This window comes from Belliella alkalica (assembly GCF_022549785.1).
In the GTDB taxonomy this organism is placed as follows: Bacteria; Bacteroidota; Bacteroidia; order Cytophagales; family Cyclobacteriaceae; genus Belliella; species Belliella alkalica.
In genome coordinates, this window is the sequence record NZ_JAKZGO010000005.1 from 84,468 (window position 1) to 97,324 (window position 12,857).

At 37.4% G+C, this 12,857-nt stretch carries 12 protein-coding genes; 5 read left to right on the top strand and 7 right to left on the bottom strand.

The features are described 5' to 3' along the window. Positions 1-5: 5 nt before the first annotated feature. Positions 6-476 (bottom strand): ribosome maturation factor RimP, encoded by a 471-nt coding sequence (gene rimP, locus MM213_RS07620; protein WP_241274016.1) that lies wholly within the window; start codon positions 474-476, stop codon positions 6-8. Positions 477-1,057: 581 nt separating this feature from the next. Between rimP and MM213_RS07625 the strand changes: the two genes are divergently transcribed. From MM213_RS07625 to rodA, 5 genes are read left to right on the top strand one after another with little or no spacing between them, the layout of a single operon-like run. Beyond that, the gene (locus MM213_RS07625) at positions 1,058-2,086 is read left to right on the top strand and encodes a rod shape-determining protein (RefSeq protein ID WP_076501372.1); all 1,029 of its coding nucleotides are present in this window, start codon (positions 1,058-1,060) and stop codon (positions 2,084-2,086) included. 7 nt (positions 2,087-2,093) lie between these two features. Beyond that, positions 2,094-2,930, top strand: coding sequence for a rod shape-determining protein MreC (gene mreC / locus MM213_RS07630; protein WP_241411020.1), 837 nt, complete (start codon positions 2,094-2,096; stop codon positions 2,928-2,930). Next, on the top strand, positions 2,920-3,441 hold the full coding sequence (locus tag MM213_RS07635) for a rod shape-determining protein MreD (protein ID WP_241411022.1): 522 nt from the start codon (positions 2,920-2,922) through the stop codon (positions 3,439-3,441). Before mreC ends, MM213_RS07635 begins: the two co-directional genes overlap by 11 nt. Next, positions 3,441-5,240 (top strand): penicillin-binding protein 2, encoded by a 1,800-nt coding sequence (gene mrdA / locus MM213_RS07640; RefSeq protein WP_241411041.1) that lies wholly within the window; start codon positions 3,441-3,443, stop codon positions 5,238-5,240. The genes MM213_RS07635 and mrdA overlap by 1 nt, the downstream gene beginning before the upstream one ends. A 1-nt stretch (position 5,241) precedes the next feature. Beyond that, entirely contained in the window at positions 5,242-6,516 is a 1,275-nt protein-coding gene (gene rodA / locus MM213_RS07645) for a rod shape-determining protein RodA (protein WP_241411043.1), read from the top strand. Positions 6,517-6,762: 246 nt separating this feature from the next. Here the strand turns inward: rodA and MM213_RS07650 are convergent, their stop codons facing one another. From MM213_RS07650 to MM213_RS07675, 6 genes are read right to left on the bottom strand one after another with little or no spacing between them, the layout of a single operon-like run. Continuing rightward, a complete protein-coding gene (locus MM213_RS07650; RefSeq protein ID WP_241411045.1) occupies positions 6,763-8,094 on the bottom strand; it encodes a DUF58 domain-containing protein in 1,332 nt (443 codons plus the stop codon). 4 nt (positions 8,095-8,098) lie between these two features. Next, positions 8,099-9,112, bottom strand: a complete 1,014-nt coding sequence (locus MM213_RS07655) for an AAA family ATPase (RefSeq protein ID WP_241411047.1) — start codon at positions 9,110-9,112, stop codon at positions 8,099-8,101. Next, positions 9,099-10,313: a DUF4350 domain-containing protein gene (locus MM213_RS07660; RefSeq protein ID WP_241411049.1), complete on the bottom strand. Its 1,215-nt coding sequence runs from the start codon at positions 10,311-10,313 to the stop codon at positions 9,099-9,101. Before MM213_RS07660 ends, MM213_RS07655 begins: the two co-directional genes overlap by 14 nt. After that, the gene (locus MM213_RS07665) at positions 10,310-11,041 is read right to left on the bottom strand and encodes a hypothetical protein (protein WP_241411051.1); all 732 of its coding nucleotides are present in this window, start codon (positions 11,039-11,041) and stop codon (positions 10,310-10,312) included. The genes MM213_RS07660 and MM213_RS07665 overlap by 4 nt, the downstream gene beginning before the upstream one ends. A gap of 1 nt (position 11,042) precedes the next feature. Continuing rightward, complete coding sequence (locus tag MM213_RS07670) at positions 11,043-11,882, bottom strand: hypothetical protein (RefSeq protein ID WP_241411053.1); 840 nt, start codon at positions 11,880-11,882, stop codon at positions 11,043-11,045. Next, entirely contained in the window at positions 11,882-12,838 is a 957-nt protein-coding gene (locus MM213_RS07675; protein WP_241411055.1) for a stage II sporulation protein M, read from the bottom strand. The genes MM213_RS07670 and MM213_RS07675 overlap by 1 nt, the downstream gene beginning before the upstream one ends. Positions 12,839-12,857: the final 19 nt, after the last annotated feature.

Genomic DNA, 12,857 nt, shown 5'->3' on the forward strand with positions numbered 1-12,857 from the left:
TTTTTTTACTTAAAAGAGACTAGTACAATTGATTTCTTTATTTCTTCCAAAGGATATACAACTTCTTCTTCAGTAGCCTTTTTTCCTTTTTCTTTTTTGATCACCTTCAGTTTGATCTCTGAAGGATCCACCTGTAGAAGTTCCCCCTCAGTTTCCTTTCCATCAGTCAAGGTTACTTTGAGTTTTCTTCCAATATTTTTTACATATTGCCGTCTTGAATTGAGAGGATAATCCACACCTGGAGAAGAAACTTCAAGCACGTATGCATCTGCGAGCAATTCTTTGGCCTCTATCTCCTCACCAACTTGTCTACTTAAAAAGGCACAAGCATCAATACTAACACCTTTGTCAGCATCGATGAGGATTTTAAGTTGAGGTTTACTGCTGTTTTCGATAAGCTGAATGTCCACGATGAAATGTTCTTCATCAGGCAAATGCTTTTCTACAATTTCTTCAATAGTCTGTTTTAAACTCATATTACAATTTACCATAATGAAAGAGGGGACTGTCGTCCCCTCCATATATTCGGCTAATACGCTACAAATTTAACAAAATAATTCCCATAAAAAAAAGAGTGTTATTAAATCCTTTATTTTAAAGTATTTGAAAGCAATAAATCGAACCTTAAAATGTCCTTGAGTTTTTACAATTCATTTCTTGATTTGAGAAATCATTACCACTCAAATTATAAAGGGAAGCTTTCTGATCAAATCTTCCAAACGGGCTTTTACAACAAATAGTCTTTAGACATGACAAAACCGAAGCCCTCAGAAGTCTCAAGTAAAGGGATAAAAAAAAACTTTATTGAAAAATGAACCTTTGGTATGTGAATTGTTAAGTGCAGGCAAACCTCTTGAATTTGCATCAATAAAAACCCTCTTAGCTTGATTACAAAAGGCTGTTTATGTCAAAGTGCAACAATGTTTTAAAAAAAAAGAATATTATGATAAGAAATTGCAATTAAGATAATAATTTTGTCGTCCTGCGTTTCATGTTATGCATCTAGAATGCTAACTTTAACATATTCTCAAATATAAAATTCAACCAAAAAGACATAATGGGATTATTCGATTTTTTCTCCAGTGATATTGCTATAGATTTAGGTACTGCAAACACGCTGATCATACATAAGGACAAAATCGTTGTTGACGAACCTTCGATCATTGCTATTGACAGGACTACCAATAGGGTCTTGGCAGTAGGAAAGGATGCAATGAACATGCATGAAAAAACGCATGAAAACATAAAAACTATCCGCCCCCTCAAAGATGGTGTGATTGCTGATTTCTATGCTGCCGAGCAAATGATCCGAGGTTTGATCAAAATGATCCCTGGTCACAAAAAAGGAATGTTTCCTCAATCTCACAGAATGGTAATCTGCATTCCTTCAGGTATTACTGAAGTAGAAAAGAGAGCTGTGCGCGATTCTGCCGAGCACGCCGGGGCCAAGGAGGTTTATATGATATATGAACCTATCGCTGCGGCAATCGGTATTGGCATAGATATAGAAAAACCAATGGGATCGATGATTGTGGATATCGGAGGTGGTACTACAGAGATCGCTTTGATAGCTTTGTCAGGTATCGTAGCTGATCAATCTATCAGAGTAGCTGGTGATACTTTCACAAAGGATATTCTCGATTATATGAGAAGACAACACAATCTCTTAATCGGTGAAAGATCCGCTGAAAAAGTAAAAATAGCTATTGGTTCTGCATTGACAGAATTGGATGACGCGCCTGAAGATTATGAAATCAGAGGTAGAGACTTGATGACAGGTATCCCAAAAGTAATCAAGGTTTCTTATTCTGAGATTGCATTTGCACTTGACAAATCAGTATCAAAAATCGAAGAAGCTGTTTTGAAAGCATTGGAAATCGCCCCACCTGAGCTTTCTGCGGATATTTATGACAATGGCATTCATCTCACGGGAGGTGGTGCATTGCTAAAAGGTCTAGACAAAAGGTTGCATCAAAAAACAAAATTACCTATACATATTGCAGAAGATCCACTTAGAGCAGTGGTAAGAGGAACTGGAACCGCCTTGAAAAATATTTCCAATTTCAGAACCGTATTGATGACTTGATCACTGGATGCAGCGCATTTTACTATTTCTTTACAGTTTAAGAGCTTTTCTGTTATTTGTTTTTTTGGAGGCAATCGCCATTTGGCTGATTGTCTCCTTCAATTCCCAACAAGGTTCTGCTTTTTTCAATAGCTCCAACCAATTTAGCGGCAAGATTTTAGGGGTAAAAAACAATGTTTCAGAATATTTTACCCTTGCAGAAGTGAACAGAAGGCTGGTAGACACCAATGCAGAACTTTTGGCAGAGCTAGAAATGTACAAAAAGCCTGCTGACAGCACCTTCATACAGCTTGATAGTATCTTAACGGCTAAATTTGAGTTTAAAGGCGCGAAGGTAATTAACAATTCAATTAGGTTAAGCCAAAATCACCTCACTTTAAATAAAGGGGAAAACCAAGGGATCAAACCTGGAATGGGTGTATTCAATGGGCAAGGTGTAGTAGGAAGAGTAAAAGGTGTGTCAAAAAACTTCTCGACAGTTATTTCCTTACTTCATACAGACCTCTTGATTTCATCCAAAATAGAATCTACTGAAGTATTTGGCTCGATCAAATGGGATGGCAAAGATCCACAAAAAGCAAAAATGCTTTATATTCCACGCCATGTTAAAATTGAAGTAGGTGACAAGATTGTAACCTCAGGTTACAATGCTGTATTCCCTGAAGGTATAAACATAGGCATTGTCGCAGAGGTAAATCAAGGCTCTGACACAAACTATTTGGACGTGACAGTTTCTTTATCAACGGATTTCACAAAGGTCTCTTATGTTTACCTTGTGGAAAATGACATCGAGGAAGAATTGGATTCTTTATATTTAAATTCAGAAATCAACAATGAGCGGTAGTAGGATTTTTTATTTGATCGGTGGGTTTATTATCTACCTTTTGATACAAACACTTGTATTAAAAAACCTTGTGCTCTTCGGTGTTGGATTTTGCTTTTTATACATCATTTACCTCATCCTTTTGCCAATAGAAACCAAAACTATCCCAACACTACTTATTGCTTTTGGGATGGGCTTAATTGTGGATTTGTTTTATGACACCTTAGGGATTCATACAGCAAGTTTATTGATCATTGCATTTATCCGAAGGCCTTGGATAAAAATATTGACTCCTACAGGTGGCTATGATGACAACCTACAGCCCACAATATTAAACATGGGCTTTGGCTGGTTTATGACTTATAGTCTGCCACTTATTTTAATTTTTAACATTTCTTTCTTTTTTATTGAAAGTATGGGTACAGATTTGTTTATCCCTGTCGTTCAAAAAATAATTGCTAGTGCTATTTTTGTATTTGTAATGAGTAATATTGTTCAACTGTTATTTTACAGGAGAAGGAGAGGAATATAATGAACGAACAAAGACCGATTACCATCATCGTAGTTATTGTGTTGATAGGAGTCGTACTGTTGACAAAGCTATTTATGATACAAGTGTTAGACGACAGCTTTCTGAAGAGAGCTGAAAGAAACGCTGTACAAAGACTTGTGGATCATCCTTATCGTGGATTGGTATATGACCGTACTGGGAAAATAATGGTCTATAACAATCCGATTTTTGATTTAATGGTAATCCCAAAGGAATTTAATGTAAAAGACACAACGAGGTTTTGTGAAATCTTCAATATTGCCAAAGAAGATCTCATAGAAAAATATACTGCTGCCCGAAAGTATTCATCTGTAAAACCATCGATCCTTATCCCGCAGGTATCTACTACAGAATTTGCGAAAATCCAAGATTACCTGATCGATTACCCTGGGCTTTTTGTAACTACCCGTTCGGTGAGGTCCTACCCACAAGCAAGTGCTGCTAATGCATTGGGGTATATCGGAGAGATCAATGCAAGACAACTTGAAAGAGATACCGTGAGGTATTACAGACAAGGTGATTTTGTAGGACTGAGTGGCTTAGAAGGATTTTATGAAAAAGAACTTCGAGGTATAAAAGGAGTAAAGTACAAAATGGTCAATGTCCGGGGTGTGGACAAAGGATCATTCAAAGATGGTGATTATGACACTGCCTCTGTGGCAGGAAGAAACCTTACCTCCACCATTGACCTAGAGCTTCAGCTTTATGGTGAAAAATTGATGGAGGGAAAAGTAGGCTCTGTAGTCGCTATAGAGCCTAAGACAGGGGAGATATTAGCGATGATATCCGCACCAACTTATGACCCAAATCTTTTGGCAGGATCTAAGTTCGGATCAAACTATGGCGTTTTGAATAAAGACGAAAAAATGCCTTTGTTCAACAGGCCTATCATGGCAATGTATCCTCCAGGTTCTATTTTCAAAATTGTCCAATCACTGATAGGACTTCAAATGGGCGTATTGACTCCAAACACTACATATGCCTGCAACAGATCTTTGGTCGCTTGCCACAATCACCCATCCCCTGTGAATCTCTTTGGAGCAATCCGAAATTCTTGCAATCCTTACTATCACCAAGCTTATCGTGCCATGATAAATCAGGAGGTGTCTAGAAATACATTCAAGGACACGGAAATAGGGCTTGACAAATGGCGTGAGAGCGTTTTGCTATTTGGACTTGGAGGTCCACTTGGAATCGACATGTATAATGAAAAAGGTGGAAGTATTCCATCTAGCAGCTATTATGATAGAATCTATGGAGTGGGTAGATGGAAGTATTCTACGATCTATTCCCTTTCTATTGGGCAAGGAGAAATGATGGTAACTCCACTTCAAATGGCTAATCTTGCTGCTATTTTTGCAAATAAAGGATACTATTACCAACCACACCTGATCAAAGCAATAGACGGAGACCATACCAAGATCAAAGAGGAATTCAGGATAAGAAAAGAAGTGGGAGTCGATGCGCACCATTTTGACCTAATCCAAGACGCAATGGCAGAAGCTATCTATGGAACTGCTGCAAGGGCAGCTATTCCAGATATCACTATTGCAGGAAAAACAGGAACTGCACAAAACCCCCAAGGTGAGGACCACTCTGTTTTCGTCGCATTTGCACCAAAAGAAGATCCTAAAATAGCTATAGCTGTGTATGTAGAGAATGCTGGTTGGGGAGGAAGAGCAGCTGCCAGCACAGCTAGTTTGATGATTGAAAAATACATCAAAAGAGAAGTGAAGAGATTGGGTTTGGAAGAATATGTGATTGCTGGAAAATTCATGTGATTTGAGACAAGACGACTTATATATCAACAAAATTGACTGGGTAACCATTCTGATCTATGCCTCTTTGGTAATAATTGGATGGTTTAATATATATGCGGCAGTATTCGATGAACAAAATGCGAAAAGTATTTTTGATCTATCGATCAACTCCGGACAACAACTCGTTAGGATTGGAGCTGCCCTAATAATGATCCTGCTGATTATGGTTGCTGATTATCGGTTGTATGAAAACCTATCAATGATATTGTATGTGTTTTTCTTGATCCTTTTGGTTGTCACCCCATTTATAGGAAAAGAAGTGAATGGGCAAATACTTACGGTTGGATTTGGGTCTGTCAGGATTCAACCTTCTGAATTTGCTAAATTTGCTACCGCTTTGGCACTTGCAAAGTATATGGAAAGGCCAAGTTTTGATCTTAGCCAAGTCAAATACCAGCTCCAAGCTTTAGTTATCATTATGATTCCTATAGTCTTGATTATGCTACAACCAGATACTGGAACAGCAATGGTGTTTTTTGCTTTTTTCATTATGCTTTATAGAGAAGGAATGCCACAGAAATATTATGTGCTGGCATTGACAATCATTGCTATATCATTATTTGCTTTGGGTGTCGAAAACAATCTCTATTTGGTTTTTGCCATTGCTGCGGGAGTTGGCTTTTTGATATTTTTAGGGAAAAAGAAAATATCTAGAATCATTTCTTTTGTTGTCATAGGTTTGCTTATGATCGCTTATGTCTATAGCTTAGACTATGTGGTATCCAAATTACCACAACATCAGCAAAACAGGATAATGGTGCTTTTTAATCCCGATCTTGATCCATTGGGAGTTGGATGGAATGTAACCCAATCAAAAATCGCAATTGGATCTGGTGGCTTTCTAGGAAAAGGATACCTCGAAGGTACCCAGACGAAGTTTGATTTTGTGCCCGAGCAACATACTGATTTTATTTTTTGCACCTTAGGTGAGGAGTTTGGTTGGGCAGGAAGCTTTATTGTCATTTTACTTTTTTGTACCTTGTTAATTAGATTGGTAATTATGGCAGAAAGGCAAAAAACAAGGTTTTCAAGAGTTTATGGTTATTGTGTTATTTCTATATTGCTCTTCCACTTTATGGTCAATATTGCAATGACTATCGGGCTATTTCCAGTGATTGGAATACCACTTCCATTCTTTAGCTATGGAGGTTCCTCTCTATGGTCATTCACCATTCTCCTATTTATCTTCATCAAGCTAGATTCACATAGAATCCAGATGCTGGGGAGAATGAATTAAACATCATTTAATTTTGAATAATTTGTCACTGACAATATACATATCATTGGATCACTTTGTTAAGTATTTATCCTACTTTGTGATTTGAAAGTCTATCCATGAAGAATACGAAGTTTTTCACATAGGAGTACACAATGTCATTCTTTAAAAACACCTCGTATTAATCCCATTAGCCCTTGTGTCCTCCTATGTTGGTTAAAAAACATCCGATAGTTTGATCAAAAGTAATCATCAGGCAAAAAAATCTTACAACAATCCCCTAGCCTTTATCTCCAAATACTTGTTGATCGTATTGATGCTTAGTTCACTTGGCTTTGTCAGGATCGTCTGAATACCATGCCGATTGAGCTCTTTTGCCATCAGCTTTTTATCATGGAGAAATTTTTCGGCAACAGTTTTATTGAAAATATCAGATAACTTCTCAGTGGGTCTTTCTGCCAATTCTTCCAACAATGTGTTCTCAAACAAAACCACTACCAACAAATGCTTTTTGGCAATAGCCTTGAGGTAAGGAAGCTGTCTTTCCAAAGCAGAATGATGCTCAAAATTGGTAAACAAAATCAACATACTACGATGGTTGACTTTTTGCTTCAGCCAATTGTAAAGCAACCCATAATCTGTATCCAAAAACTTGGTATTCACATTGTAAAGCATTTCCATGATACTCATCAAATGGGTTTTGCGATTGATCGCAGGCAAGGATCTTTGCATCGTGTTTGAAAAGGTAATCAAGCCAGCTTTATCCCCTTTTTTGAGGGCGATATTAGAAAAAGCCAGGGTACTATTTACTGCATAATCAAGCAAGCTTAACCCGTCAAAAGGCATTTGCATTACCCTGCCAGTATCGATTACAGAATAAATAGGTTGAGATTTTTCATCTTGATATTGATTCATCATCAACGAAGCACTCTTGGCCGTAGCTTTCCAATTCACCCTTCTGATATCATCGCCTTGTACATACTCTTTGATTTGCTCAAACTCCATCGTATGTCCGATCCTCCTGATTTTCTTCAAACCCAGATCAAACTTTCTAACATTACTGGCCAAAAAATCATATTGTTGCATCTGAATAAAAGATGGATATACTTTTACCATCTGTCCTTTTTGGAAGCTATACCTTCTCTTGACCAAGCCGAGCATTGAACAGACATAAATGTGCAAATCACCAAAAAAATACTCTCCTCTTGTCTTTGGAAGTAGCTGGTATTGAAATTCCCTTTCTTCATCCTTCTCTACCGACTCTCCAAACCCAAAATCCCTTTTTTGGAATTGGACAGGGATTTCATCAAGAATGAAAGTTTTGATTTGCCTGCTGTAGTTATTCTTTATAGTGACATTTACAGAATTGAAATCACTGTTTGAGAATTTTTCTGGTAAGATCCGAGCTGCTTTTATACCCTCTTTCAACCTAAACAAAAAGATGAAATCAACAACAACTAAAAACCCTAGAATCCATAGACATACGAAACCCACAGGGTAAAAGATATCTACCCAATAGGAAGCCAGAAAGATAAAGGCTATACCAGCCAATAGCCAATAGAGTCTACGCTCAAAGAAAAGTTGTCGAAGTAACTGCATCAATTTATCTAGGGATTTCTACTGACTGAACTATGCCATCTATGACAGTTTCAGTTGTCATTCCTTCCATTTCGCGTTCTGGATTCAAAATAATCCTGTGCCCCAAAGCTGGCACCACCACTTTCTTAACATCTTCAGGAATTACAAAATCCCTTCCAGCTACGGCCGCAGATGCTTTTGAAGCATTCATGATCGCTAATGAAGCCCTTGGCGATCCTCCTAAATACAAGTTGGGGTGATTTCTTGTTTTCACCACAATCTGCGCTATGTACTTCAAGATTTTTTCTTCAATAGCGACTTCAGAAGTTAATTTTTGGAAGATTTTCAAAGACTCAGGATCCAAAATCGACTCTATTTGGTCGATTGCGACATCAGATCTTCTTGCATGGTGGCTTTTGAGGATATCAAACTCCTCTTCAAGGGAAGGGTAATCTAATTTGATTTTGAATAAAAACCTATCCAACTGAGCCTCTGGAAGGCTATATGTCCCCTCTTGTTCAATTGGGTTTTGCGTTGCCAACACCATAAAAGGTTCATCCATCGGATATGTATGTCCATCGATCGTTACTTGACGCTCTTCCATCACTTCAAAAAGTGCTGACTGCGTTTTGGCTGGAGCACGGTTGATTTCATCGATCAAAATAAGGTTTGAGAAAATAGGACCTTTCTTAAACTCAAACTCACCTTGCTTCATATTCAGGATAGAAGTCCCTAACACATCACTTGGCATGAGATCAGGTGTGAATTGAATCCTGCTGAATCCTACCTGCAATGTTTTCGAAAACAACTTAGACGTGATCGTCTTTGCAATTCCTGGCACACCTTCTATCAAAACATGCCCTTTTGCCAACATCGCTACCAAAAGTAGGTCAATCATCTCTTCCTGCCCTACAATTACTTTTTGAATTTCAGATTTGATTTTTCCTACAGCATTACACAAATCTTCCAAAGGCAAGCGACTTTTAAAATCCATTGAAGCATTGCTTTCTTCTGGACTTGATTCCCTATTTTCTTCCATTATTGTATGATTTAAATTCCTCTATCAATTTATTTACTTTCATCACATCTGCCTTTGATACATTTTCTTTGGAGTAAACAGATGCCAAGAAGTCAAAGATCTCTTTGCCTTTATCCTCAGGACAGTTAGCCCGAGTTGTCAAATCCTTGACATTTAAGTCATCGAAATTTTCAAACCTCACTCTAAAATTTGTCCTGCAATACTCCAAAAACAGATTGATCTGCTGCTTGGAAATCTCTGTGTAAGCTTCACGTTCCATATACATCGCAGATATAGTCTCAGAAAAAGCAACTGTCTGATTTTCCAAAGGAAGCACTATTGGGATACTTCTCTGTCTCCTTCTTCCTTCAAAGACAATCCAAAGAAAAAGCATGAATACAATTGTATAATAAGCGCTTTTCAATCTTGGGTTGGCGAGAAAAAGATATAAAGGAGAACTATAAATAGACTTCCCTACCTTTTGGTAATTGTCATAATAGAATTTCCCTTCATTTGGCAAATAAGCCAAAGCACCTTGAGTGTATCCTTTGTTTGCTGTGTCCAAAAGAAAATAATTCGAAAATGCCAATGGAAATGTATGAAGATAAACCAATCCATCACCAACCTTCACCACGACAAAATTTGGCTTAGGAGACGATTTTGATCCTTGGAATTTAGCCGTTCCTAAAACAGCTGTTTTGCTACTATCCAATTCTGAGAAATAATCCAGTGGTGTAGTTCTGTCAAACACAAATGGCTGCACAGCTTTTAGCCTCTTATCGGTAAAGTTCAGCTCCGCCCTTTCCTTCAGATTCGCTAGCTCCACTAATGGAGCCACCTTCAAATCCAAGGAATCCAATAAAGGAGCACTGAAATTTCGAGCAGAAACATACAAAGTATTGCCTCTCCTCACCCAATCCAGTATCTTTTCGATTTCAGATTTATCAGTTGAAAAAAATGAATTGAAACCGAAAAACACGCCATCTTCTGGTTCTTTATTCAACCATTCATAGGCAGACACATTGACTTCTTTGAACCTTTCTTCGGCTATTTTTTCAGACAATTGATCATAAATGACCTTTCCACCATATGGGATTTTATCCAACTTGAAGAAACTCTCACTCCAATCTATGGAAGACTTCATATTGACTTGCAGAAGCAATAAAACCAATATAATGAAGGCCAATAAGCCCATGAATATTTTTTGTGATTTTGGCATCATAACAGACGATCCAATTTATGAAATGCCCCTTCTGCCTTCTGAAAGGAAAGCTGATCTAAATCAAAGTCCCCGTACCAGATGTAATCATATATTTTGGTGATTTCTACAAATTGAACTTTCAGAGGCCCCACCGATAGCTCTTCAAAATAATCATGATTGGTTTTTTGAATTTTCCATTCAATTAAATCCTTTTCTATCAATTTTTTCAAAGTCAAAAGATAATAATAGCGAATTGCCAATCTGAAATCCCCTTTGGAAATCGCATCATTGATCAATTGTTGAATATCTTGATTTTGGATGATTTCTTCATCTGACCCAAATGCGACTTTGGAACCATTCAATTTATTTTCAGCCACTTTTCTATTCTCGTACTTTACAAAAAGCCAAATCATCAAAATCGAGAGACCCAGCAGAATCAAATATGGCAACGCTTGTATAAAAAAGCTCAAAAACTTCCCCGCTGTTTTATTTCCTATAACCCAACTCCACACCCTTCCGAGTAATTCATTGGCTTTTCGTTTGAGCTTTTGAAACCAATTCTCACCATCATTCAATTCAATGTATTGAAATTCCTTTTCACCAAGGTATCTATCCACATAATCATCTCCCAGATCAAAAGGCTGCAGTTGTTCTTTTTCAAAAACAAAATCCACAGCAAGACTATCCTGACTTGCCTGAGAAGTAAATATGGAAATAAAGAAAAGAATGAAAGTGAGTTTGTAAAGCATTTTAAGACCCCAGCTCTTCGATTTTTTGTCTGATTCCAGTATTGTTTTTCTCCTCATCCAAATCATAATAAACAATCGCCAGCGCAATCAGCATAATGATGGACAAAATATATGACGCTGCATTTCCCAAAGTAGCCAAAATCAAATAAATAAAATCATTTGGTGTTCCTAAAGCATTTACAGAAGATTGGGAAACTACAATAGCTGTTTTTATCATCAAATAAATAAAAGCTGGCATTGAAAAAGCAACTGAAATCAAACTAATGATAATCACAACAACAAGAATAGTCCCGAAAGTTACCCACCAGTAACCTTTGATCAATTCGAAACTTTGACTGATTGAAGACCCTACACTTGTATTTCTAAGAACCATCAAAGGAAATACAATTCCAAGTGGCACTAAAAAATAAATCCCGGGAATAACAAAGAAGACAAAACCAAACACCAGCATAAAATATGAGACAATGACTAGAAGAATCAGTCCTCCAAATTTCCCTTTTGCGTTGTCAATCACATTTGCTTCATTTACTAGCCCTTTGTTTACCTCGTATTCATTGATAAAGCTATACACAGTAGCTGCGCTGATGGCATAAAAAATCCCTCCAGCCAGGACCATAGCAAGTAATGCAAGTCCTATTTCTACTGCCACGGTAGCTGGTTCTGGGTTCATCAGTACATATTGATAATAAGCAGAAGCCAGAATTACCACCAAAAAAGGAATTCCGCATGTTTTTACCAAAACTGAATAAAGCTGCTTGACATTGTTTCGAGAAAAAGCAAATGTATCCGACAATATTGTCCCCAATTCCCGTCTTTTTCGCAAGGGTAGATAGTTTTCCATTAATTTGATTTTTTATGAATTTGAATAGGATAAATAACGTAATAAAAAAGTATTACGCCTAAAGAAATAATTATAATTGAAATATTAAACATGTCGGGTAAATCTGTGATTCGTGTGATAAAACCTTCCAGAAAGCCTGCAATTATAAAAAAAGGGATTGTGCTAATCAAAATCTTTAGACCTGCTTTAACTCCCCGCTTCAACGAAGTCAATCTTGAGTAAGTACCAGGAAAGAGGAGACTGTTTCCAAGTACAATTCCAGCACATCCCGCCACAATGATCACGGAAATCTCAATCGTGCCATGAACCCAAATGGTCCTTGCTGATTCCCAAAGCAATCCTTGGTCGTAAAAGAAATATTGAAATGACCCCAGCATGATCGCATTTTGCATCAATATGTAGAATGTCCCCACACCTAATAAAATCCCATAGGAGAATGCTGTGAGCGCCACCCTGATATTATTGATTGTAATTCCCAAAAACATGTCCATTTGCTGCATTTGTTTATACACAGCCATTGGATCTCCTTTTTCAATGTTGGCAAGCGTCATATTGACATAGGCGTCACCCATAATAGCCCTAACGAAAGCAGCATCTGTAGCCGCAGAATAAGCACCTATAATTGAAAATACCAAAAAGATCAAAAATGCAATCCCAAGTTGTGGTAAATACTGGTAAAACATGGCAGGAAATTCCTGTGTATAAAATTTTATGAATCTTCCTTTGGATTCTTTTTTTGTTTTGTAGATTTTTTGGTGAGATTTAGACGCCAATTGGTTTAGATAGATATGCGTTTGGCTATTTGGGTAAAAAGTCTGGGCATAACTCAAATGATCTGTAATCTCTACGTATAGATCTCCAAGCTCCAGCGGTGAGATAGGTGTATTGGATAATAGAGCATTTTCAAATTTTACCCATTTATCTTTATTTCGCTTAATAAAAGAAGCTTCTCGCATTCTATGTCATCAGTTTTAC

Excerpts from the sequence above, each read along its gene's own strand:
- rimP (WP_241274016.1), bottom strand. The coding sequence starts at position 476 with ATGAGTTTAAAACAGACTATTGAAGAAATTGTAGAAAAGCATTTGCCT.
- MM213_RS07625 (WP_076501372.1), top strand. The coding sequence starts at position 1,058 with ATGGGATTATTCGATTTTTTCTCCAGTGATATTGCTATAGATTTAGGT.
- mreC (WP_241411020.1), top strand. The coding sequence starts at position 2,094 with ATGCAGCGCATTTTACTATTTCTTTACAGTTTAAGAGCTTTTCTGTTA.
- MM213_RS07635 (WP_241411022.1), top strand. The coding sequence starts at position 2,920 with ATGAGCGGTAGTAGGATTTTTTATTTGATCGGTGGGTTTATTATCTAC.
- mrdA (WP_241411041.1), top strand. The coding sequence starts at position 3,441 with ATGAACGAACAAAGACCGATTACCATCATCGTAGTTATTGTGTTGATA.
- MM213_RS07650 (WP_241411045.1), bottom strand. The coding sequence starts at position 8,094 with ATGCAGTTACTTCGACAACTTTTCTTTGAGCGTAGACTCTATTGGCTA.
- MM213_RS07655 (WP_241411047.1), bottom strand. The coding sequence starts at position 9,112 with ATGGAAGAAAATAGGGAATCAAGTCCAGAAGAAAGCAATGCTTCAATG.
- MM213_RS07660 (WP_241411049.1), bottom strand. The coding sequence starts at position 10,313 with ATGATGCCAAAATCACAAAAAATATTCATGGGCTTATTGGCCTTCATT.
- MM213_RS07665 (WP_241411051.1), bottom strand. The coding sequence starts at position 11,041 with ATGCTTTACAAACTCACTTTCATTCTTTTCTTTATTTCCATATTTACT.
- MM213_RS07670 (WP_241411053.1), bottom strand. The coding sequence starts at position 11,882 with ATGGAAAACTATCTACCCTTGCGAAAAAGACGGGAATTGGGGACAATA.
- MM213_RS07675 (WP_241411055.1), bottom strand. The coding sequence starts at position 12,838 with ATGCGAGAAGCTTCTTTTATTAAGCGAAATAAAGATAAATGGGTAAAA.